This is a genomic window from Enterobacter cloacae complex sp. EB5 (assembly GCF_031432835.1).
GTDB classification, from domain to species: domain Bacteria; phylum Pseudomonadota; class Gammaproteobacteria; order Enterobacterales; family Enterobacteriaceae; genus Enterobacter; species Enterobacter hormaechei_C.
This window is the reverse complement of record NZ_CP133860.1, coordinates 2,389,903-2,412,004: the sequence shown is the minus strand read 5'-3', so window position 1 is coordinate 2,412,004 and position 22,102 is coordinate 2,389,903. Positions and strand designations below refer to the sequence as shown.

20 protein-coding genes are annotated in these 22,102 nt (G+C 55.9%); 7 read left to right on the top strand and 13 right to left on the bottom strand.

Features of this window, described 5'->3' with window-relative positions; genetic code table 11:
* Nucleotides 1-3: 3 nt before the first annotated feature.
* The 9 genes from dam to RHN82_RS11360 form a co-directional block, all read right to left on the bottom strand.
* Nucleotides 4-816 carry an adenine-specific DNA-methyltransferase gene (gene dam, locus RHN82_RS11400; protein ID WP_003861633.1) on the bottom strand — a complete coding sequence of 271 codons (813 nt, stop codon included), beginning with the start codon at nt 814-816 and terminating at the stop codon, nt 4-6.
* Nucleotides 817-883: 67 nt separating this feature from the next.
* Nucleotides 884-2,188: a cell division protein DamX gene (gene damX / locus RHN82_RS11395; RefSeq protein ID WP_047050474.1), complete on the bottom strand. Its 1,305-nt coding sequence runs from the start codon at nt 2,186-2,188 to the stop codon at nt 884-886.
* A gap of 92 nt (nt 2,189-2,280) precedes the next feature.
* Complete coding sequence (gene aroB, locus RHN82_RS11390; protein WP_003861631.1) at nt 2,281-3,369, bottom strand: 3-dehydroquinate synthase; 1,089 nt, start codon at nt 3,367-3,369, stop codon at nt 2,281-2,283.
* 57 nt (nt 3,370-3,426) lie between these two features.
* Nucleotides 3,427-3,948: a shikimate kinase AroK gene (gene aroK, locus RHN82_RS11385; RefSeq protein ID WP_003861630.1), complete on the bottom strand. Its 522-nt coding sequence runs from the start codon at nt 3,946-3,948 to the stop codon at nt 3,427-3,429.
* Nucleotides 3,949-4,234: 286 nt separating this feature from the next.
* Nucleotides 4,235-5,473 carry a DNA uptake porin HofQ gene (gene hofQ, locus RHN82_RS11380; protein ID WP_023295533.1) on the bottom strand — a complete coding sequence of 413 codons (1,239 nt, stop codon included), beginning with the start codon at nt 5,471-5,473 and terminating at the stop codon, nt 4,235-4,237.
* Nucleotides 5,385-5,789 (bottom strand): HofP DNA utilization family protein, encoded by a 405-nt coding sequence (locus RHN82_RS11375; protein ID WP_047050478.1) that lies wholly within the window; start codon nt 5,787-5,789, stop codon nt 5,385-5,387. The genes hofQ and RHN82_RS11375 overlap by 89 nt, the downstream gene beginning before the upstream one ends.
* Nucleotides 5,779-6,147: a DNA utilization protein HofO gene (locus RHN82_RS11370; RefSeq protein WP_224213918.1), complete on the bottom strand. Its 369-nt coding sequence runs from the start codon at nt 6,145-6,147 to the stop codon at nt 5,779-5,781. The genes RHN82_RS11375 and RHN82_RS11370 overlap by 11 nt, the downstream gene beginning before the upstream one ends.
* Before the next feature lie 87 nt (nt 6,148-6,234).
* Complete coding sequence (locus tag RHN82_RS11365; protein WP_047050481.1) at nt 6,235-6,726, bottom strand: PilN domain-containing protein; 492 nt, start codon at nt 6,724-6,726, stop codon at nt 6,235-6,237.
* On the bottom strand, nt 6,726-7,499 hold the full coding sequence (locus RHN82_RS11360) for a pilus assembly protein PilM (protein ID WP_047050483.1): 774 nt from the start codon (nt 7,497-7,499) through the stop codon (nt 6,726-6,728). Before RHN82_RS11360 ends, RHN82_RS11365 begins: the two co-directional genes overlap by 1 nt.
* Nucleotides 7,500-7,619: 120 nt before the next feature.
* Between RHN82_RS11360 and mrcA the strand changes: the two genes are divergently transcribed.
* Entirely contained in the window at nt 7,620-10,172 is a 2,553-nt protein-coding gene (mrcA, locus tag RHN82_RS11355; protein WP_017384152.1) for a peptidoglycan glycosyltransferase/peptidoglycan DD-transpeptidase MrcA, read from the top strand.
* 94 nt (nt 10,173-10,266) lie between these two features.
* Here the strand turns inward: mrcA and nudE are convergent, their stop codons facing one another.
* Nucleotides 10,267-10,827, bottom strand: a complete 561-nt coding sequence (nudE, locus tag RHN82_RS11350; protein ID WP_003861622.1) for an ADP compounds hydrolase NudE — start codon at nt 10,825-10,827, stop codon at nt 10,267-10,269.
* Between the two features lie 327 nt (nt 10,828-11,154).
* Between nudE and RHN82_RS11345 the strand changes: the two genes are divergently transcribed.
* From RHN82_RS11345 to hslO, 4 genes are all read left to right on the top strand, one after another.
* Entirely contained in the window at nt 11,155-13,293 is a 2,139-nt protein-coding gene (locus tag RHN82_RS11345) for an intracellular growth attenuator family protein (protein WP_047050486.1), read from the top strand.
* Nucleotides 13,294-13,357: 64 nt separating this feature from the next.
* A complete protein-coding gene (gene yrfG, locus RHN82_RS11340; protein WP_047050488.1) occupies nt 13,358-14,041 on the top strand; it encodes a GMP/IMP nucleotidase in 684 nt (227 codons plus the stop codon).
* Nucleotides 14,038-14,439 carry a ribosome-associated heat shock protein Hsp15 gene (gene hslR / locus RHN82_RS11335; RefSeq protein WP_003861618.1) on the top strand — a complete coding sequence of 134 codons (402 nt, stop codon included), beginning with the start codon at nt 14,038-14,040 and terminating at the stop codon, nt 14,437-14,439. Before yrfG ends, hslR begins: the two co-directional genes overlap by 4 nt.
* An 18-nt stretch (nt 14,440-14,457) precedes the next feature.
* Entirely contained in the window at nt 14,458-15,342 is an 885-nt protein-coding gene (gene hslO / locus RHN82_RS11330) for an Hsp33 family molecular chaperone HslO (protein WP_006812239.1), read from the top strand.
* A gap of 122 nt (nt 15,343-15,464) precedes the next feature.
* On the opposite strand, the gene RHN82_RS11325 is transcribed toward hslO, so the two are convergent.
* On the bottom strand, nt 15,465-17,222 hold the full coding sequence (locus RHN82_RS11325) for a DUF4153 domain-containing protein (RefSeq protein WP_047050491.1): 1,758 nt from the start codon (nt 17,220-17,222) through the stop codon (nt 15,465-15,467).
* 376 nt (nt 17,223-17,598) lie between these two features.
* On the opposite strand from RHN82_RS11325, the gene pckA reads away from it, so the two are divergent.
* Entirely contained in the window at nt 17,599-19,215 is a 1,617-nt protein-coding gene (pckA, locus tag RHN82_RS11320) for a phosphoenolpyruvate carboxykinase (ATP) (protein ID WP_015571439.1), read from the top strand.
* Nucleotides 19,216-19,306: 91 nt separating this feature from the next.
* On the opposite strand, the gene envZ is transcribed toward pckA, so the two are convergent.
* On the bottom strand, nt 19,307-20,653 hold the full coding sequence (gene envZ, locus RHN82_RS11315; protein WP_154060536.1) for a two-component system sensor histidine kinase EnvZ: 1,347 nt from the start codon (nt 20,651-20,653) through the stop codon (nt 19,307-19,309).
* Nucleotides 20,650-21,369, bottom strand: coding sequence for a two-component system response regulator OmpR (gene ompR, locus RHN82_RS11310; RefSeq protein WP_001157751.1), 720 nt, complete (start codon nt 21,367-21,369; stop codon nt 20,650-20,652). The genes envZ and ompR overlap by 4 nt, the downstream gene beginning before the upstream one ends.
* A 228-nt stretch (nt 21,370-21,597) precedes the next feature.
* Between ompR and greB the strand changes: the two genes are divergently transcribed.
* On the top strand, nt 21,598-22,071 hold the full coding sequence (greB, locus tag RHN82_RS11305) for a transcription elongation factor GreB (RefSeq protein ID WP_017384149.1): 474 nt from the start codon (nt 21,598-21,600) through the stop codon (nt 22,069-22,071).
* Nucleotides 22,072-22,102 lie beyond the last annotated feature (31 nt).

Sequence of the window (22,102 nt, the reverse complement as noted above, 5' to 3'; positions counted from 1 at the left end):
GGCTCAGGGTCGATAAAGCGCCAGAAGTTCGTCCACCTTTTTACGTGTGCCGCCGTTGCTGCTAATGCTACGCCGCACTTTTACCTGAAAATGCTTCGCGGCTTTGTACCATTCGCGTGTATCAGGCGTGTCGTGATTCGAAATTAACACCGGAATTCTTTTGCTGACCAGCTTTTCCGCCATCTCAGCCAGACGAGCCTGCTCGGCCGGGCTGAAGCTGTTGGTGTGGTAGGCGGTGAAATTTGCCGTGGCAGATAGCGGCGCGTAAGGCGGGTCGCAGTAGACCACCGAGTTTACGCCCGCCAGCTCCATGCACTCTTCATAGGAGAGACAGTAGAACTCGGCATTCTGCGCTTTTTCAGCAAAGTGATACAGCTCGTCCTGCGGGAAATAGGGGCGCTTATAGCGGCCAAACGGCACGTTAAACTCGCCACGCAGATTATACCGGCACAGACCGTTGTAGCCATGGCGGTTGAGATAAAGAAACAACAGCGCGCGACGGAACGGATCCTGGCTTTGATTAAACTCAGCGCGGAACTGATAGTAGACGTCCGGGTTGTTGTTCTCTGGCGTAAACAGCTTCCGCGCCTCTTCCACATACTCATCGGTACGCAGTTTGACGATGTTATAGAGGCTGATAAGGTCGCTGTTGATATCCGCCAGGATATAACGAGAAAAATCGGTATTCAGGAACACCGATCCAGCACCCACAAAGGGCTCGATAAGACACTCGCCTTTCGGCAGGTGCTTTTTAATATCGTCGAGCAGGGGGTATTTCCCCCCTGCCCATTTCAGAAAAGCGCGATTTTTTTTCATGCTGACTAACTGATTACACCTTCTCCGGCTGTGGAGAAAGCTCCGACAGCATCCTGCGCTTTAAACATTACTTCAGATCGGCCTGCACCTGATGAATCGGCTTCGCCCACGGGTTTTTCGCCTGCACGTCGGCTGGCAGCGTGGAAACGGCACGTTTTGCTTCATCTTTGGAAGCATAAATACCACTCACCAGCACATACCACGGTTGACCGTTACGGGTCGTCTGATAAACCACGTAGTTTTTCAGATTCGATTTCTTCGCCCAGGCGTTGAGGTTGTCATAGTTAGACGAACTGCTCAGCTGAAGGGTGTAGTTGCTGGAAGAGGCCGACTGCAAAGAACCCACGTTACCCGTCGTTTTACCTGATGCAGCGCCCGTTTTGGCTGCGGGAGTCGCAGGGGTTGTTGCAGCAGGCGTTGTTGCAGCAGGCGCGGTTGTGGTCGCCGTTGCTTTCGGTGCAGTGGTTGCCGCAGGCGTTGGCGCTTTAACCGGCTGGCTCACCGCAGGTTTTGTCTGCGCTGGCGCTTTCGTTTCTGGCGCTTTTGCCACGGTTTGCGGTTTCGTCTCACGCTTCGGCTCAATCACAGCCTGCTTACGCTCCTGGCGTGGCGCAGTCTGCGTCTGGCGCGGTTTGGTTTCCGTTGTCGCCGTTTGCTGCTGGGCATTGCTGCCATGAACTGGCGCAACGGTGGCTGGTTCAGTTGGCAGCGTGGAGTTCACCACGGCAGCGTTAACCTGCTCCTGATTCTGCGGCTGCATCAGCGCGTTATTCAGATCGCCCTGAACTTCAACACGCTGCTGGCCTTCAGGCGTCGCAGGCGCCTGGCCCTGAGTCGGGGTGGCTGAGACAGGCGGCAGAGAGATATCCTGACCCGCGCTGGTGTTACCTGCGGTCTGCTCTGCGGAAGTGGTGCCCGGCGCAGGCTGAGCGCCATTCGCCTGGTTGCTCGCATCGTTACCAGACAGGTCGATGCTCTTCTCGGCAGACGCTGTCTGCTCGGTAGAATTGGTAGAAGGTGCTTTTAGCGCGGAACCAATGCCGACAATCAGCAAGACCAGCACCAGAACGCCAAGGCCCATCATGATGTACTGACGGGAGGCCGGTTTTGCCGCTGCCGCTTTTTTACGTTTGCGTGGACGACGTTCAACAGGCTGTTCATCCATTAACTCTTCTTCGGATTCATACTCCTCGTCTTCACGCTCATTTCGCGCGTTACGGCTACGCGAAGGGCGACGTTCGTCTGCATCCAGATCGACATCGTCAAAGTTGATCTGCGGCTCGTTATCACGTTCTGAAGATTGACGAGAACGACCAGTACGACGATCGCTGGGATCGGGTTTCAGCTCGTCTTCTGGTTTGAATTCATCCATTTAACACCCCACTCAAAGGCTTCTGCCAACGACTCTGCATTTACCTGAAGCTAAAACGACCACCTGTTACAGCGGTCTGACCTTTCTAGTTGTTACGCCTGCTGACAATCAGCAATAGCGCCAAGTACGACTTCGTGCGGCACTCCGCCGCGCACTTCACTTTTCCCTATTGCAAGCGGGAGTACCAGACGCATCTCACCTGCCAATACTTTTTTATCGCGCATCATGTGGGGAAGGTACGCCTGCGCAGACATTTCCTGCGGACCACTTACCGGCAAGCCAGCACGTTTAAGCAACGCGATGATACGTGCTGTCTCTTCCGGCCTGAACTGCCCCAGACGTTCAGAGGCCCGCGCCGCCATAACCATTCCGGCTGCGACAGCTTCACCGTGAAGCCAGTTACCGTAACCCATTTCGGCTTCGATCGCATGACCAAACGTATGCCCCAGATTCAGTAAAGCACGTAAGCCGGTTTCACGCTCATCTGCGGCAACGACTTCTGCTTTCAGCTCACAACAACGGCGAATACAGTAGGCCATTGCCTGCCCGTCGAGGCGCAGCAGCGCATCCATATTCTCTTCCAGCCAGGTGAAGAACTCCCCGTCAAGAATAATGCCGTATTTGATCACTTCTGCAAGGCCGGACGCCAGTTCGCGCGCTGGCAAGGTTTTCAGACAGTCGAGATCCACCACCACCGAGGCAGGCTGGTAGAACGCACCAATCATGTTTTTGCCGAGCGGATGGTTAACCGCCGTTTTACCGCCCACAGAAGAATCGACCTGTGAGAGCAACGTGGTTGGAATTTGAATAAAGCGCACGCCACGCTGGTAGCTGGCGGCTGCAAAACCGGTCAGATCGCCCACAACGCCGCCGCCCAGGGCAAGCAGTGTTGTATCACGACCGTGCGGTTTTTGCAGAAGTGCGGTAAAGACGGTATCCAGTACCGTCAGGCTTTTGTACTGCTCGCCATCGGGCAGAATCACACTGTCGACCTTCACGCCCGCCTGCTCAAGCAGGTGACGTACACGGTCGAGATAAAGCGGAGCCAGCGTCTCGTTGGTGACCAGCATCGCCTGATCACCCGCTTTCAGTGGTAAGAAGGAAGCTGGGTCGTTAAACAAACCAGCCGCGATGGTGATAGGGTAACTACGTTCCCCGAGAGTAACTGTAATCCTCTCCATGACGCGACATCCACCTTAAATGCTTTTACCCGCAGGCGAGTGTATATAAAGCCAGAATCAGTTGCTTTCCAGCATATGAATAATCTGGTTTGCAACCACTTTAGCGCTTTGATCGTCAGTACGAATGGTCACATCAGCAATCTCTTCGTACAGAGGATTGCGTTCATCGGCCAAAGCTTCCAGAACTTCACGTGGCGGTGTTTCAACCTGCAACAACGGGCGCTTTTTATCACGCTGCGTGCGTGCCAGCTGTTTTTCGATGGTCGTCTCAAGATAGACCACTACGCCACGGGCGGAGAGACGGTTGCGGGTTTCGCGAGATTTTACAGAGCCGCCGCCAGTTGCCAGCACAATGCCCTGTTTTTCCGTGAGTTCGTTGATCACTTTTTCTTCTCGGTCACGGAAACCTTCTTCGCCTTCTACGTCGAAGACCCAGCCCACATCCGCTCCGGTTCGTTTCTCAATCTCTTGATCAGAATCGTAAAATTCCATATTGAGTTGTTGAGCTAACTGACGCCCAATAGTGCTTTTGCCGGCACCCATAGGCCCAACCAGAAAGATATTGCGTTTCTCTGCCATTTTTTCGGTACTACTAAGACTATTCGTTAATGGTAATCCCCGCTGCGCAGACACCCGGCGTAGCAGGACATGAACTGAAACCTCATTTGCAATAGAGCGAGAGTCAGACGAAAAATTATCTCAATACTCCGGCTTGTTTGGCAACTGATTAAATCACCGTTCCCGGCGCATAAGGAAATAAGACGTAAGTCCAACTCAAATCGGTACTCCTTGTATGCTAATTCATGCCCCACGTCAAACATCTGCAACAAACTGAATGCAAAATCATTGCGGGGATCGTTACCCATTACTGAATACTGACCAGACGTGGCGTGATAAACACCACTAACTCGCGCCGTTCGTTATCTTTTCCGTCATGGCGGAACAGCTGCCCCAGCCACGGAATGTTGCCCAGCACGGGCACGCTGTCGCGTCCGGTTTTATTCTTTTGCGAAAAGATCCCGCCCAGCGCGAGCGTTTCCCCACTTTTTACCTCAACCTGCGTTTCGATCTCCTGCTTATCGATCGCCAGCGTTTCGCCGTCTGCCTGTTGCAGCACCTGGCCGGGCATATTTTCACTGATATGCAGTTTCAGGCGCACGCGACCGCCCGGCAGGACCACCGGCGTGACCTCCATGCCTAATACCGCCTCTTTAAATTCAACGGATGTCGCCCCGCTCTCGCCGCTGGAAACCTGATACGGAATTTCGCTGCCCTGCTTGATGCTGGCCGGCTGCATGTGCGACGCCAGCAGCCGCGGGCTGGCGATGATATCCACCTGCTGCTTTTGCTCAAGCGCCGACAACTCAAGATCCAGCATCCTGCCGTTGATGCGCCCGATGTTAAACCCTGCGTGGGTGGTTGCACTGGCCACCGACAGGTCCGCCCCCAGCGTCGTGACCTGACCCACCTTACCGGCCTCCGTTGCGTCAGCGAGGTTCCATTTCACCCCCAGTTCACGCAGGCTTTTTTCACTGATGGTCACAATCTGCGCTGCCAGTTCCACCTGCTCGACGGGCAGATCCATCTGCACAGCCCAGCGCTGGAGCATATCCACCACCGTCTGGTTATCCCTGACCAGAAAACGGTTGGTGCGCTTGTCGACGGAGAGACTGCCTTTCGGGCTTAAGAGCTTTTCCGCCGCTTTTTGCAATTCGGCCGCATCCGCATAAGCAAACGGAATGCTGTGAGAGTGCAGCGGGGCGTCGAGCAGACGCTGGGCCCGCTCCTGCTCTTTACGCGTCTGTTGCTCCCGTTGCCAGGCCGCCGTATGCACATAAAAAATGCCGCCCTCTTCCCGTAATACCAGCCCGGCGCTGTTCACTACCGTCTGAAGCGCCTGCCTCCAGGGCACCCGCGTTAAATTCAGCGAAAGCGAACCGCTGACATCCGGCGACACCACCAGATTGCGATCCTCCTGCGCTACCAGCGCCTGTAATATCTGCACCACCGGGACATCATCCACCAGCAGGGTGACCGGTTTTGGCGTCGCGGCCCACAGGGGCTGGCTGAGTGCCGCCAGTAACAGCCCTATCCTTATCTTCACTTTTTTTCGTTCCTTCTCGTTGCCATGTCCATCGCTTCGGCTCGCACATGTCGCCGACATCAACGGTCAGTTGTTGTTTATCTATCACACTCACCCGCCAGCCTGTCGGTAACAGCATCTGCGTTTTTACCCGGTACCAACGCTTCTGCCCGTCCTGCATAAGGCCGATATCCCTGCTGCCGCTGACTACCCCCTGATACCGCCACTGGCTGAGCTGCCCGGCTGCGCAACGCTCTTCCGGTACAGAGAAGGGATCCCGCATCCCGGTCAGGAAAAGCGGAGAAAGCAGGATCAGCAAACGGGCTTTACTGCGCATGACCGATCTCCAGTTGCAGGCTGAGGCGTAACTGTTTGCCCTGTGGGATGATGGAAAACGCACTCACCCGCACGTTCTCAAGCGCCAGCCGGGAAAAGAGCGCCGGAACCGCGCCCCAGGAGGCATCCAGCGCCAGCTCTCCCCCACTCTGCTGCGGCTTCCAGTACACCAGCCTTGCGTCCTCACGCTGAAATGCCAGGGGAGAAAAGGGCCGCGAGGGCGTCACTTGCGTAACCACTGCTCGCCGTCCGGCCTCTGGCCACAGCGAGGCGTTGATTCGCTTCGCACTGATGGCCTGCGCCTGAATATCGGCGTAACGCAGAGCAGCGGGCCTGAGCAGCAGTCCCCAAATTGCCAACGCAACAAGCCCCGACGCAATCAACCAGCAAAGGACGCGCCGGGAGGGACGTGCATCAGTCCAGCGTTGATACCAGATACCCACCTGCTACCTCCGGCTATGCAGTTGAAAAGAGAACATCCATCGCCCCTGGCTATCCTGTTGCAGTTCGCCTGCCGGTCCGGGGTTAAATCCCGTCACCCTTTTCAGGGCATCGGTCATGGCGGAGAGCGCTGGCAGTGAGGTGGTATAGCCGGTCAGGGTCAGCGAGGGTGGCTGATAACGTAGCGCCGTCAGCCACGCCTGCCGGGGCATTGCGCTGGCAAGGGACTCCAGCGCGGGTTGCCAGGCCGGATCGGACGGCGGCGAAGGGGTTTTCAGCTCCGCTGACTGCGGCTGACGGGCTCTCAATACCTTCTGCACCGCACGCGTCCCCGCCAGTTCGCTCTGCAACGCCTGTAACGCGAGACTCTGCGTCGCCCGCAGGCTTACGCCTCCCGCCAGCATCACCAGCAATGAGGCGGCAAACAGCAGCCCCCAGAAACGCAGGCGCTGATTACGTTGCTGCCGACGCCAGGGTAAAAGATTGGGTATGCTCATTACGGCGCCTCGCTCATGGCCAGCGCCAGGGCGACGGTGTAATCAGCACCGCATTCCGGCAGCGGCGGCTGACACAGCGTCACCGCTTCCCAGGGATCGCGGGCAGTATCAAACACGGCGATATCAGAAGGAGAAAGCGCAAGCAGCGCCGCCAGTTCATTCACCGTCGCCGCTTCTGTGGTGTAGCGCCGCCCCCACTGGTGACGCATCGCCCATAGCCACTGGTGTTGATCTTTCCAGGCGACGCACCGGGCAGGGGCAACAGCAGAGAGAAGATTAGCCAGTGCGCCGGCATCCGGGGCGATTGCTGCCAGACGCAAACGCAGCGCGTTCGCCAGCGTCAACAGGGTATCGACCTCTCTGTTTTGCGCTGCGGTAACCTGAAAAGTGTTGCTGAACGTATCCTGCGCGTAGTCAAAGCAGAGCGTATCGGCAGGCATCTCCAGCTCACGCGCTAATGCGGCGCCTACCCAGGTGAGCTGTTCGCTGTCACGCAAGATAACGGATGGACGGGGCAACGCGCGTTGCAGAACGCGCGTCGCCGGAAATGAGAGAAATACCCGATGCGAGTGCGGCAATGTTTTCCGCCAGCCACGTAATGCGTTAACCAGCTGTTCTGGCTTAAGTATTTTGCCTTCCCCGATAACGCCGTCCGACAGCGGCACCGCCCACCAGCGCCGTAAACGCCAGCCGGCCCGCTCTCTGGTCAGCGCTACCGCAACCACCTTATCCTGTTGAATATGAACGCCTGTCTGCCACGTTTTAAAAGCCATGCTTCACGATCTCCTTATCGCCCGTCGGAGTGACGGCTATATCAATGAATCAGGCTTGCCTTTATACTACCGCGCGATTGTTTAGAAACTGCCCAGGCTAAACCAAATGGGAAATCTCCGGTGAAGTTCGTAAAGTATTTATTGATCCTTGCAGTCTGTTGCATTCTGCTGGGAGCAGGCTCGATTATTGGTTTGTACAAATATGTCGAGCCGCAACTCCCTGATGTCGCCACGCTTCGTGATGTGCGGCTTCAGATCCCTATGCAGGTCTATAGCGCCGATGGTGAACTGATGGCGCAATACGGCGAGAAACGTCGTATCCCTCTGACCTTAAATCAAATTCCACCCGTGATGGTGAAGGCCTTTATCGCCACCGAGGACAGCCGTTTTTACGAGCACCACGGTGTCGATCCGGTCGGTATTTTCCGTGCGGCAAGCGTGGCGCTGTTCTCCGGTCATGCCTCTCAGGGGGCAAGTACCATTACCCAGCAGCTGGCGCGTAACTTCTTCCTCAGCCCGGAAAAGACGCTGATGCGTAAGATCAAAGAGGTATTCCTCGCGATCCGCATTGAGCAACTGCTGAGCAAAGACGAGATCCTTGAGCTTTACCTCAACAAGATCTATCTGGGCTACCGCGCCTATGGTGTAGGGGCTGCGGCTCAGGTCTATTTTGGTAAGCCGATCGATCAGCTCACGCTGAGTGAAATGGCGACCATTGCCGGTCTGCCGAAAGCGCCATCCACGTTTAACCCGCTCTACTCGCTGGACCGCGCCACCGCACGCCGTAACGTGGTGCTGTCGCGTATGTTGAGCGAAGGCTATATCAGCCAGTCTGAGTACGATAAGGCGCGCAGCGACGTTATTGACGCCAATTACCATGCGCCGGAAATCGCCTTCTCTGCACCGTATCTCACTGAAATGGTTCGCCAGGAGATGGTGAGTCGCTACGGTGATAAAGCGTATGAAGATGGCTATCGCGTCTATACCACCGTGACCCGCAAGGTGCAGCAGGCTGCCCAGCAGGCGGTGCGTAATAACGTGATGGATTACGATATGCGTCACGGCTATCGCGGCCCGTCCAACGTGCTGTGGAAAGTGGGTGAAGGCGCATGGGACAGTAAAAAAATCACGGATTCCCTGAAAGCGCTGCCGACCTATGGCCCGCTGCGTCCGGCGGTCGTCACCCAGGCCGATCCACAGGAAGCAGTGGCGATGATGGCCGATGGCACATCCGTTTCGCTGCGCATGGAGGGTGTCCGCTGGGCGCGTCCATACCGTTCTGACACCCTTCAGGGGCCTACGCCACGTAAAGTGACCGATGTCGTACAAACCGGACAACAAATCTGGGTGCGTCAGGTCGGTGATGCCTGGTGGCTGGCGCAGGTGCCGGACGTAAACTCTGCGCTGGTCTCCATCAATCCGCAGAACGGCGCCGTGATGGCGCTGGTTGGCGGGTTCGATTTCAACCAGAGCAAATTTAACCGCGCGACCCAGGCGCTGCGTCAGGTTGGTTCTAACATCAAACCCTTCCTGTATACCGCGGCGATGGATAAGGGGCTGACTCTCGCCAGCATTCTCAACGACGTGCCAATTTCCCGCTGGGATGCCGGTGCGGGCTCTGACTGGCAGCCGAAGAACTCTCCGGCGCAATACGCTGGCCCTATCCGTCTGCGTCAGGGCCTTGGCCAGTCGAAGAACGTGGTCATGGTTCGCGCGATGCGTGCGATGGGCGTGGATTATGCGGCAGAGTATCTGCAACGCTTCGGCTTCCCGGCGCAAAACATCGTTCATACTGAATCTCTGGCGCTCGGCTCCGCGTCCTTTACGCCGCTCCAGGTTGCGCGTGGCTACTCGGTGATGGCGAACGGCGGCTTCCTGGTCGATCCGTATTTCATCAGCAAAATCGAGAACGATCAGGGCGGCGTACTGTTTGAAGCGAAACCGAAAATTGCCTGCCCTGAATGCGATATTCCGGTGATTTACGGCGACACGCCAAAATCCAATGTCCTGGAAAACAAGGATATGGAAGATGTGGCGATCTCTCAGGAACGTCAGAATCTGGCGGTGCCGCAGCCTCAGCTGGAACAGGCCAATCAGGCGCTGGTCGCCCAGAGTGGCGCGCAGGAGTATGCTCCGCACGTGATCAGCACGCCGCTGTCGTTCCTGATTAAGAGCGCACTGAACACCAACATCTTTGGTGAACCGGGCTGGCAAGGCACCGGCTGGCGAGCGGGCCGCGATTTGCAGCGCCACGACATCGGCGGCAAAACCGGGACAACCAACAGTTCAAAAGATGCCTGGTTCTCAGGTTATGGCCCGGGGGTTGTCACCTCCGTCTGGATTGGTTTTGACGATCACCGCCGCGATCTGGGGCGCACCACCGCCTCTGGCGCGATTAAAGATCAGATTTCCGGATATGAAGGCGGCGCGAAGAGTGCGCAACCTGCCTGGGATGCTTACATGAAGGCCGTTCTCGAGGGCGTACCAGAGCAGCCGCTAACGCCTCCGCCGGGTGTGGTGACGGTGAATATCGACCGCAGCACCGGACAGCTCGCGAATGGCGGTAACAGCCGTGCCGAGTATTTCATCGAGGGCACGCAGCCAACCACGCAGGCAGTGCATGAGGTGGGTACAGAGATCATTGATAACGGCGAGACGCACGAACTGTTCTGACGCCAACAAAAAAGCCGGGTGGCGACTACGCCTGACCCGGCCTACAACGTCAATGCAAAACGGCAACCTTCGGTTGCCGTTTTTAATGGTGGCGCTACAAACGCCCCTGCCCCTTCAGCCACTCCCGCACCAGGAACAGTGCGCTTACGTTGCGCGCCTCGTTAAAGTCAGGATCTTCCAGCAAATCCATCAGATGAGCCAGCGGCCAGCGAACCTGCGGCAGCGGTTCCGGCTCGTCTCCTTCCAGCGATTCAGGATAGAGATCTTCTGCGACAACAATGTTCATTTTACTGGAGAAATAGGACGGCGCCATGCTCAGCTTTTTCAGGAACGTCAGCTCTTTCGCGCCAAAACCGACCTCTTCTTTCAGCTCCCGGTTTGCCGCTTCAAACACCGTTTCGCCCGGATCGATCAGTCCTTTGGAGAAGCCCAGCTCGTACGATTCTGTGCCCACGGCGTATTCACGAATGAGGATCAGGTGCTCGTCGACGATGGGCACAATCATCACCGCTTCACGCGAGGAGGGGCGCATACGCTCATAAACACGACGCACACCGTTGCTGAACTCCAGATCCACGCTTTCGACATTAAACAGACGCGATTTCGCGACGGTTTCAACATTCAGAATGGTGGGCTTTTGTAAGGGTTTGGTCATCTTGACGGGTCTTTGCTGGGTGAACTGGCTTTATTGTGCGATACGCCGCACGGTTTCGGCAATGTCAATTGCTCTTTATTTACATTTATGCAACGTAATTGAATGCGATTCTCATTTCAAAACAAATGTCAAGAGGTTGAAATGTTTCCAGGAATTTGCTGATATCGCGCCGGAACAGGCTTTGTTATCATTACCGGTCACTGGGATGCGCGTCAACATGCTCAAGTTAGACTCCATACTTGCCGATAGCCGACCACAGAATCTCATTCATTGTACAAAAGGTGCGACTGACAACACCTGTAAGAAGATAAGTAAGATGGGGAAAGCATGAGCACCATTTTGATTTTTCTCGCTGCTGTGCTGGCCTGCGCGTCGATTGCGGTGTGGGTATTCAGGCGCCGCGTACATCGCCGTTATCGGCTGCCCTTTTTGAACGCGTTCGCTGGGGCAAACACGCGCAAGCTTTCGCCAGAGGAACGCAGCACCGTTGAGCAGTATCTCGACACGCTGAACCGATCCCGGCTTTCGCCTGGCCCTACCGGCGCCAGCGCCGCCCCCGTATCGCTCAACCTTAACGCCCAAAGCGACACCGTTCTGTGCGTGACGCGCTCCATTACCCGCTACGGCATTACAACCGACGATCCCAACAAGTGGCGTTACTATCTCGACTCTGTTGAAGTGCACCTGCCTCCCTTCTGGGAGCAATATATCAACGACGAAAACAGCGTCGAGCTCATCCATACCGATACGCTGCCGCTGGTTATCTCCCTCAATGGTCATACGCTGAGCGAATATGTTCAGGAAGCGCCACGCTTTGCGCTGGAACGCGCAAGCGGAACGCAGGCCTCTATTCGCGGTGAAGAGACAGAGCAGATTGAACTGCTGAACATCCGCCAGGAGACGCATGAAGAGTACGTCCTGAGCCGCCCGGATGGCATTCGCGAAGCGGTGCTGATTGTCGCCTCGTTCCTGCTCTTTTTCATCTGCCTGCTGACGCCGGACGTGTTTGTTCCGTGGCTCGCGGGTGGCGCAGTACTGCTTCTGGCCGCCGGGCTGTGGGGCATATTTGCTCCGCCGGCAAAAACGTCATTACGCGAAATTCACTGCCTGCGCGGAACCCCAAAACGCTGGGGACTGTTCGGTGAGAACGATCAGGAACATATCAACAATATCTCGCTCGGGATCATCGATCTTATCTATCCGCGCCACTGGCAGCCGTGGATTGCGCAGGACCTGGGCCATAAAACGGATATTGATATCTATCTCGACCGCCACGTTGTCCGCCAGGGGCGCTACTTATCCCTGCACGACGAAGTGAAAAACTTCCCGCTTCAGCACTGGCTCCGCAGCGCGGTGATTGCCGGTGGCGCCGCGTTAATCTTCATCATGCTGCTGCTCTTCGTGCCGCTGGATATGCCGATTAAATTTACCCTGTCGTGGATCAAAGGGGCGCAAACTGTGGAAGCCACCAGCGTACAGCAGCTCGAAGAAGCGGGGGTACGCGTGGGGGATACGTTGCGCCTCAAAGGCACCGGGATGTGTAATATCCACACGCCGGGCGCCTGGAACACGCGCCAGAACTCGCCGTTCGCGCCGTTCGACTGCTCTCAGATCATCTGGAATGACGCCTCTCCGCTGCCGCTGCCGGAATCGGATGTGGTCAATAAGGCCACCGCGCTCACCCAGACGATTAATCGCCAGCTCCATCCGAAACCGGATGATGATTCTCGCGTCAGCCCTGCCCTGCGTTCGGCTATTCAGAAGTCGGGCATGGTACTGCTGGATGACTTTGGCGAAATCGTCCTGAAAACAGAGGATCTCTGTTCCGCCCAGGATGACTGTATCCGGCTGAAGAACGCGCTGGTCAACCTCGGCAACAGCAAAGACTGGGACGCGCTGGTGAAACGCGCCGAAGCGGGACGCCTGGACGGTGTGAACGTGCTTCTGCGTCCGGTCAGCGCCGAGTCGCTGGATAACCTGGTGGCGACCTCTACCGCTCCCTTCGTGATGCGTGAAACCACCCGTGCCGCCCAGGCGCTTAACAGCCCGGCGCCTGGCGGTTTTGTGATTGCCAGCGATGAAGGCAGTGACCTGGTGGATCAACCTTATCCGCAGGTTTCGCTGTATGACTATCCTGCCCAGGAGCAGTGGAGCGAATTCCAGCGTCTGGCGCAGATGCTGATGCAGACGCCATTCAGCGCGGAAGGGATCGTCACCACCCTCTTTACCGACGCCAACGGCACGCGTCATATTGGCCTGCACCGTATGCCGGATAGCGCTGGCCTGTGGCGCTATATAGGGACATCCCTGCTGCTGATTGCAATGCTGGCGTGCATTGTCTGGAACGGTTATCAGGCCGTACGCCGCTATCAGCGTTCCCGCACACGGCTGGCAGAAATCCAGGCCTACTACGAAAATTGCCTTAACCCGAAACTGATCTCCTCTTCCGAGAGCCTGATCGGATAACGTCCCTGCGCGACAAGTTGTGCTACCCTGTCGCGCACGTTTCTTCTGGCTGGAGTTCCCCCTTATGCATCTTAATATCGACTGGCAGGCGGTCGATACCGTCCTGCTTGATATGGACGGCACGCTGCTTGATCTCGCCTTTGATAATTATTTCTGGCAAAAGCTGGTCCCGGAAACATACGGTGAACAGCAGGGGATCTCCCCGGCGAAAGCGCAGGAATTCATTCGTTCGCAATATAGCGCGGTGCAGCATACGCTAAACTGGTACTGTCTTGACTACTGGAGCGAGCGACTTGGTTTGGATATTTGTGCCATGACCACCGCCCAGGGCGCACGCGCCGTACTGCGCGACGATACGGTCCCGTTCCTGGACGCGCTGAAAGCCTGCGGTAAGCGCCGCATTTTGCTGACGAATGCGCATCCCCATAACTTGGCCGTGAAGCTGGAACATACCGGGCTTGCTTCACACCTTGATTTATTGCTTTCCACCCACACATTTGGTTATCCGAAAGAGGATCAGCGGTTGTGGCATGCCGTGGTGGAAGAGACCGGTTTACAGCCGGAACGCACGCTGTTTATTGACGACAGCGAGCCGATTCTGGATTCTGCGGCCGCTTTTGGCATTCGCTATTGTCTTGGCGTGACCAATCCGGATTCCGGCCTGGCTGAAAAAAGCTATCTGCGACATCCGGGGCTGAACGACTATCGCCGGATGATCCCCTCACTCACCGTGAAGGAGACGCCATGAAAGAAAAACCCTCTGATGGGGTAAGACTGGATAAATGGCTGTGGGCCGCCCGTTTTTACAAAACGCGCGCCCTTGCCCGTGAAATGGTTGATGGCGGAAAGGTGCATTACAACGGCCAGCGCAGCAAACCGAGCAAGCTGGTTGAACTGAATGCCACGTTAACGCTTCGCCAGGGCAACGATGAGAAAACGGTGGTGGTGAAAGCCATTACCGAGCAGCGGCGGCCCGCAACCGAAGCCGTTTTGCTGTATGAAGAGACGGCCGAAAGCATAGAGAAGCGCGAGAAAACCGCGCTGGCGCGCAAAATGAATGCGCTGACCATGCCTCACCCGGACCGGCGACCGGATAAAAAAGAGCGCCGCGATCTGATGAAATTTAAACACGGTGAGAGCGAGTAACCCTCACCTGCACGAGAGATGAAAATGGCCCAACACGACCAATTACACCGCTATCTGTTTGAACAATTCGCCGTGCGCGGCGAGCTGGTCACCGTATCCGAAACCTGGAAACAGATTCTGGAAAACCACAACTACCCGCTGCCGGTGAAAACCCTGTTGGGCGAACTGCTGGTTGCCACCAGCCTGCTGACCGCCACGCTGAAGTTCGCTGGCGATATTACCGTTCAGTTGCAGGGTGATGGCCCGATGTCACTGGCGGTGATCAACGGCAATAACCAGCAGCAGATGCGCGGCGTGGCGCGCGTTCAGGGCGATATCCCTGAAAATGCGGATCTGAAAACGCTGGTCGGAAATGGCTACCTTGTTATCACGATCTCGCCTGAAGAGGGTGAGCGCTATCAGGGCGTTGTCGGTCTGGAAGGCGATACGCTTGCCGCCTGCCTGGAAGATTACTTCATGCGTTCCGAACAGCTGCCAACCCGTCTGTTCATCCGCACCGGTGAAGTGGATGGTCAGCCAGCTGCCGGTGGTATGCTGCTTCAGGTTCTGCCTGCGCAGGATGCGCAGACCAATGATTTCGAGCATCTGGCAACGCTGACGGAAACCATCAAAGCGGAAGAGCTGTTCACCCTGTCGGCGACCGACGTGCTGTGGCGTCTGTACCACGAAGAGGAAGTGACGGTTTACGATCCGCAGGCGGTGGAATTTAAGTGCACCTGCTCTCGCGAGCGTTGTGCTGGCGCCCTGAAAACGCTGCCGGATGAAGAGATCGACAGCATCATGGCGGAAGACGGTGAGATCGATATGCACTGTGATTACTGCGGTACGCACTACGTTTTCAATTCCATGGATATCGCGGAGATCCGCAATAACGCCTCTCCGGCGGACCCGCAGGTTCACTAAGCTCTGAGCCTGTTGCCCGGCGGCGCTATGCTTGCACGGGCCTACAATGAATTGTGCAATTTTTTGATATGATTGCTAATTGTAGGCCGGGTAAGCGTAGCGCCACCCGGCAAGAAAAAGCACTAACGCCACTGCGCATTATTGTAACTGTCGTAGCTCATATCGACACGCTCCCCAAAAATCTCAATATCCGCCCAGGGCTTCACGACAGATTTCACTTTCCTCTGCCTTAATGCGCGGTCAAGTTCTTCTCTGGTCAACGCCTCCGGCATTTTCCACGCGTCCCCGGCTATCCTCCAGCCCGTGTTGGTTTGTGTGTAAGCCACGATCGTGCGATCGGTAAATTGAAATAGCACGGCTTCCGGCTTGCCGTCACTGTTAAGATCCAGCGGCATGAGTAAACAGTTACTCTGGGCGCTATCGCAGCTCTCAAAGCGATACTGATTGCTGAGCATGGCTTGCCACAATGCCTTATCAGGACGAGCCATTCCCGGTGCGAGCTGGATCTGTTTTTCCAGCATCGCGGCGGTCATCTTACCTGCTTCACCAGCGTTCCCGGAGAGAAGACCATTTATTTCACGCTGGCGTTTTGGGTTTGAGATAAACTGTGGATCGTTTTGCAGCATTTGCATCGCCTCTCGCCCCTTTCGTCCGGTATTGCTGAGCATATACAGGCTTACCTGGTCTGCGTTTATTCTGCCATCCTGATAACGCGCCATATGGCTTTCAACGCTGATACGCCAGGGATCAAGCACCGGTGTATGGATCAACACCAGGAAAATCAGCGCCAGTAATCCGGTAGCCGGAGTGATATGAGCCTGGAGCCTTTGCGGATCCCGACGGTAAAAAAGTACGCTAAGACAGAATCCTACCGTCCAGACCAGCGCCACTATCGTAATCAGCACACCGTACAGACGCTCCGGTGACCAGCCATACTGTGCGATGCGCAGCCAGAGCGCCCAGCCCGCCAGGACGGGATACGCAGGAGCGATAATCACGGCAAGATGAATCATTCCTCGCAGGGGAGAGAAGTAAGGCAGCTTTTGACGTTGTGGGTGCCATACGACAGTCACCAGCAATAACAGCAACAACGCCAGCGTCGTCAGTAAGCCCGCAGCCGAGATCCGTGCTGAAACAGCCTCTAAGCCAACGAAGGGCAATATGCCTATAAAGAGCAGCGCCAGCGCAGCCATCAGTGGAAGCAAACCTGTCGCGATAAGCGTAAGGAGATTTTGCAATGCAAGAATCAGCCGAACCTGCATACGCGCAAGTACTGCCGCGCTGGCTGAAACCACGCCAATCGCCACTGAAATAAACCAGTCAGAATTAAAGAAAAGCCGATCAAAAAAAGAGATGCCAATGAGTTTAAAAAGCTCAGCCCAGAGGAAAAGCACCAGCCAGAACAGCCCATTCGAGACAAAAACAAGAAGAAATGTCAGCGCGTTATGCCAGTTTTTATCGTTGAAATCGCGGTAGAAAGCGTCCGTCGGTGCGGTCTCAAGGCGTCGCTGAAGCCATGGCAACAGGAGAAGCGTCATCAGGAGCAGATGAAAACCGAAAAGGAGCACCGCATTTCTGGTATCCCAGTTGTCCAGCCCCGCAACGCTCCACTTAAGCCAGCCGCCCATCCCCGCGACTGCCGCGCCAATCATCCCGAGTGACAGCCACAAAAATGGCTTTCTGAATGACGTCATGGCAAGCGACAATGTGGTTGTCATTACCACGGTGGCAGGTACTACACACATCAGCCACAGCGTATCCGATGGCAATTTTGCGTACTCGATATACCACGTGATTACATAGCAAATTACGCCCTGTAGGGCCCCCGCCAGCACGACGGCTACGCGCGTTGAAGGGGATAACGTCTCACGGTTTTCCATTTCTCATCCCTTGTTCATGAAAAATCTATTGTCTCATCAAAGCAAAACTCTGGCCCCCACCTCAAACTCTGAAAATAGCTGACCCAAGAGACCTGAATCGTTTTGCCAGTGTAACCCTTACGTAATTTTCTTACATGTATGCGATTACATTCACATTCTTCTGGATAAATTCACCAGAGATTAACCTTTTAAGAACATTTTCCCCATCCAAAAAGCGATTCCTGCGATAATCTGCCCGCCCTGTGACTGGAGTCGCAGCGTTTTCCGTTAGTAAGGGTTTTGACCAGATACGTAAATCTATGAGCCCCGTCGCGGTTAACATCCCCAGAAAAACCCTACAATTTCAGGCAGTACATATTGGCTAAGGAGCAGTGATATGCGTGTTAATGGTTTAACCCCGCAAGATCTCAAGGCTTATGGTATTCACGACGTCCAGGAAGTGGTCTACAACCCCGATTACGATACGCTGTATCAGGAAGAGCTCAATCCGGCACTGGAAGGATACGAGCGCGGTGTGTTGACGAACCTGGGTGCTATCGCCGTCGATACGGGTATTTTTACCGGTCGTTCGCCGAAAGATAAGTATATCGTCCGAGATGACACCACCCGCGATACGCTGTGGTGGGCTGATAAGGGCAAAGGGAAGAACGATAACAAACCGCTCTCCCCGGAAACCTGGCAGCATCTGAAAGGACTTGTCACCCATCAGCTTTCCGGCAAGCGTCTGTTTATTATTGATGCGTTCTGCGGCGCTAACGCCGACACCCGTCTCTCCGTACGGTTTATCACCGAAGTGGCCTGGCAGGCGCATTTCGTGAAGAACATGTTCATTCGTCCGACCGATGAAGAACTGCAAGACTTCACCCCTGACTTTATCGTGATGAACGGCGCGAAATGCACCAACCCGCAGTGGAAAGAGCAGGGTCTGAACTCCGAAAACTTCATCGCCTTCAACCTGACCGAGCGTATCCAGCTGATCGGCGGTACCTGGTACGGCGGCGAAATGAAGAAAGGGATGTTCTCGGTCATGAACTACCTGCTGCCGCTGCGCGGTATCGCCTCCATGCACTGCTCGGCGAACGTCGGCGAGAAAGGCGATGTAGCAGTGTTCTTCGGCCTTTCCGGCACCGGTAAAACAACGCTGTCCACCGATCCAAAACGTCGTCTGATTGGCGACGATGAACACGGCTGGGATGATGACGGCGTGTTTAACTTTGAAGGCGGCTGCTACGCGAAGACCATTCGCCTGTCGGAAGAGGCAGAGCCGGATATCTACCACGCGATTCGCCGCGATGCGCTGCTGGAAAACGTCACCGTGCGTGCCGATGGCTCTATCGACTTCGACGATGCCTCGAAAACGGAAAACACCCGCGTCTCTTACCCGATCTACCACATCGAGAACATCGTCAAGCCGGTGTCGAAGGCGGGTCATGCCACGAAGGTGATTTTCCTGACCGCGGATGCGTTCGGCGTGCTGCCACCGGTTTCCCGCCTGACCGCCAGCCAGACGCAGTACCATTTCCTCTCCGGCTTTACCGCTAAACTGGCGGGTACCGAGCGCGGTGTGACCGAGCCCACCCCAACCTTCTCCGCCTGCTTCGGCGCGGCGTTCCTGTCGCTGCACCCAACGCAGTATGCGGAAGTGCTGGTGAAACGCATGCAGGCATCCGGCGCCCAGGCGTACCTGGTGAACACCGGCTGGAACGGTACGGGCAAACGTATCTCCATCAAAGATACACGCGCCATCATCGACGCGATTCTGGATGGTTCGCTGGATAACGCCGAGACCTTTACGCTGCCGATGTTCGATCTGGCGATCCCAACAGCGCTGCCGGGCGTGGATACGCGTATCCTGGATCCGCGTAACACCTACGGTTCACCGGAACAGTGGCGTGAGAAGGCTGAATCGCTGGCGAAGCTGTTTATCGAGAACTTCGAGAAGTATACCGACACCCCGGCCGGTGCTGCGCTGGTGAGTGCGGGACCAAGGTAAAAGCAAAAAGGCAACGAAAGTTGCCTTTTTTAATGTTTTCTCCCTCTCCCCGTGGGAGAGGGCCGGGGTGAGGGCATCAGGCCACCCTTTTTTAACTCTCTTTCACCTGCCCCCGTAAAACCGGCACCGGTAACCACGCACGAATGCTCAAACCACCCCGCTCGCTGGTGCCAATTTCCAGCAGTCCGTTATGGTTATCAACAATACGCTGCACAATCGCCAGGCCTAAGCCGGTTCCGCTGGTGCTGCGCGCGCTGTCGCCGCGCACAAATGGCTGGAACAGGTGCTTACGCTGCTCAGGCTTGATGCCCGGACCATCGTCTTCCACCTGGAACCAGGCGCGGTTGAGTTCCGTACCGCTGCTGACTTTGATCCAGCCGTTGCCGTAGCGCGCCGCGTTGACCACCATATTCGCCACCGCGCGTTTAATGGAGAGCGGGTGCATACGTACCTGAATCTCACCTGCCTGAAGGTCGGTCGCAATTTCACGTTCGTAGCCGCTTTCGGCAGCAACCACTTCGCCCAGAACCGCATTCAGATCCGCCATCTCCATCGGCATCTCCTGCCCGGTGCGCAGGTAGTCGATAAACTGCTCGATGATGGCGTTACACTCTTCGATATCCTTGTTGATGGACTCTGCAAGATAACCATCCTGCTCGCCCATCATCTCTGTTACCAGCCGGATACGCGTCAACGGGGTGCGAAGGTCATGGCTGACCCCGGCCATCAGCAGCGTACGGTCGTCCGCCAGCTGTTTAACGCCTGCCGCCATGTGGTTAAACGCACGCGTTACCGAGCGCACTTCCGATGCGCCATACTCGCGCAGCGGCGGCGGGATAATACCTTTACCGACCTGCAATGCCGCATGCTCCAGGTCGACCAGCGGTCGGTTCTGGATACGAATAAACAGCCATGCGCCGCCGATGGCCAGCAGCATGATCGCCAGGGTGTATCGGAACAGCGGCGAGAAGTCGCCCTGATGAATCTCGGTGAGCGGAACACGCACCCAAATGTTGGGTGACAGCCAGGTTTTCAGCCAGACAACCGGCGAGCTTTTATTGACCTCAACGCGCACTTCCGTCGGGCCGCCAAGCTGCTGCGCCATCTGCTGACTGAGGAATTCATAGTGCTGCGCCCAGCGCAGGCCGGCATCTTCCGCCGCTTCGTTCGAGTAGAGAGAAATGCCCAGCTCACGGTAGATTTCCCGACGGAACGCCGGGGGAACAACCAACTGCGTGCCGTCCTCCAGTTGCAGTTTGTCGGTCATCAGCATACGCACTTCGTATGCCAGCACCTTATTAAACTGCTGAAGGCTCGGCAGGATTGCAAAGTTCAGCACCACCAGGTAGGTCGTCACCAGGCTGACAAACAGCAGGGTGACGATCAATAACAGCGTGCGGGCAAACGAACTTCGCGGCGAGAAGCGCATTCGCCTCATGCTTTAGAGCCGTCCGGGACAAACACGTAGCCCAGACCCCACACGGTCTGAATATAACGAGGATGCGCCGGATCTTCTTCCACCATACGGCGCAGTCGAGAGATCTGCACGTCGATAGAACGCTCCATCGCGGAGTATTCACGACCACGCGCCAGGTTCATCAGCTTGTCACGGGAGAGCGGCTCACGCGGGTGGCTGACCAGCGCTTTCAGCACCGCGAACTCGCCGCTGGTGAGCGGCATTGGCTCATCTTCACGGAACATCTCACGGGTGCCGAGGTTCAGCTTGAACTTACCGAATGCAATGACGGCCTCTTCCTGAGACGGCGCGCCCGGCAGTTCGTTCGCCTGACGACGCAGCACGGCGCGAATACGCGCCAGCAGTTCACGCGGGTTAAACGGCTTTGGAATGTAGTCATCAGCGCCAATCTCAAGGCCGACAATACGGTCGACTTCTTCACCCTTCGCCGTCACCATGATGATCGGCATCGGGTTGCTCTGGCTGCGCAGACGGCGGCAAATAGAGAGCCCGTCTTCGCCAGGCAGCATCAGGTCCAACACCATCAGGTGGAAAGATTCACGCGTCAGCAGACGATCCATCTGTTCCGCGTTCGCGACGCTACGAACCTGGAAGCCCTGCTCGGTCAGATAACGTTCCAGCAGCGCACGCAGGCGCATGTCGTCATCTACGACCAGAATTTTGTAGTTCTCTTGCATTGTGTGTACTCCCAAAGGTTCGGATAAGCCTGGAACAGCGTATTCTAAAAAAGTGCACGGGTTCGACCAGCAAATTCTGGTATAAATTCTAGACGAAATTGTTACAAAGCATATTTAACAGCAGCTTATCTGTTCATTTCATCACATAAATCATTATTAATCTTGTCTGTTACACTGTGCGCTACGTATTGTGCGCAAAGACAGTTAACCGGCATTAAAGGCTGCACCATGAAAACGCCTCTGATCACCCGTGAAGGGTACGAGAAACTCAAAAAAGAGATGGATTACCTGTGGCGCGAAGAGCGTCCGGAAGTGACCAAAAAAGTCACCTGGGCAGCAAGCCTGGGCGACCGCAGCGAGAATGCGGACTACCAGTACAATAAAAAGCGGCTGCGCGAAATCGATCGCCGGGTACGCTACCTGACGAAGTGCCTCGAGAATCTCAAAATTGTCGATTACTCCCCGCAGCAGGAAGGTAAAGTCTTCTTCGGCGCGTGGGTCGAAATTGAAAACGACAGCGGCGACACCCTGCGTTTTCGTATCGTCGGCTACGATGAAATTTTCGGGCGTAAGGATTACATTTCTATCGACTCACCCATGGCCCGCGCCCTGCTGAAAAAAGAGGTGGGCGATTTAGCCGTTGTCCAGACGCCTGCGGGTGAAGCAAGCTGGTACGTCAACGAAATCGAGTATGTTAAATAGTCCGAGAGCGCCCTCCCCGGCTGGCATTTTT

Excerpts from the sequence above, each read along its gene's own strand:
- pckA (WP_015571439.1), top strand. The coding sequence starts at position 17,599 with ATGCGTGTTAATGGTTTAACCCCGCAAGATCTCAAGGCTTATGGTATT.
- RHN82_RS11375 (WP_047050478.1), bottom strand. The coding sequence starts at position 5,789 with ATGCGCAGTAAAGCCCGTTTGCTGATCCTGCTTTCTCCGCTTTTCCTG.
- envZ (WP_154060536.1), bottom strand. The coding sequence starts at position 20,653 with ATGAGGCGAATGCGCTTCTCGCCGCGAAGTTCGTTTGCCCGCACGCTG.
- nudE (WP_003861622.1), bottom strand. The coding sequence starts at position 10,827 with ATGACCAAACCCTTACAAAAGCCCACCATTCTGAATGTTGAAACCGTC.
- yrfG (WP_047050488.1), top strand. The coding sequence starts at position 13,358 with ATGCATCTTAATATCGACTGGCAGGCGGTCGATACCGTCCTGCTTGAT.
- aroB (WP_003861631.1), bottom strand. The coding sequence starts at position 3,369 with ATGGAGAGGATTACAGTTACTCTCGGGGAACGTAGTTACCCTATCACC.
- hslO (WP_006812239.1), top strand. The coding sequence starts at position 14,458 with ATGAAAATGGCCCAACACGACCAATTACACCGCTATCTGTTTGAACAA.
- RHN82_RS11325 (WP_047050491.1), bottom strand. The coding sequence starts at position 17,222 with ATGGAAAACCGTGAGACGTTATCCCCTTCAACGCGCGTAGCCGTCGTG.
- aroK (WP_003861630.1), bottom strand. The coding sequence starts at position 3,948 with ATGGCAGAGAAACGCAATATCTTTCTGGTTGGGCCTATGGGTGCCGGC.
- damX (WP_047050474.1), bottom strand. The coding sequence starts at position 2,188 with ATGGATGAATTCAAACCAGAAGACGAGCTGAAACCCGATCCCAGCGAT.
- RHN82_RS11365 (WP_047050481.1), bottom strand. The coding sequence starts at position 6,726 with ATGAGCATACCCAATCTTTTACCCTGGCGTCGGCAGCAACGTAATCAG.
- hslR (WP_003861618.1), top strand. The coding sequence starts at position 14,038 with ATGAAAGAAAAACCCTCTGATGGGGTAAGACTGGATAAATGGCTGTGG.
- ompR (WP_001157751.1), bottom strand. The coding sequence starts at position 21,369 with ATGCAAGAGAACTACAAAATTCTGGTCGTAGATGACGACATGCGCCTG.
- RHN82_RS11360 (WP_047050483.1), bottom strand. The coding sequence starts at position 7,499 with ATGGCTTTTAAAACGTGGCAGACAGGCGTTCATATTCAACAGGATAAG.
- greB (WP_017384149.1), top strand. The coding sequence starts at position 21,598 with ATGAAAACGCCTCTGATCACCCGTGAAGGGTACGAGAAACTCAAAAAA.
- dam (WP_003861633.1), bottom strand. The coding sequence starts at position 816 with ATGAAAAAAAATCGCGCTTTTCTGAAATGGGCAGGGGGGAAATACCCC.
- RHN82_RS11345 (WP_047050486.1), top strand. The coding sequence starts at position 11,155 with ATGAGCACCATTTTGATTTTTCTCGCTGCTGTGCTGGCCTGCGCGTCG.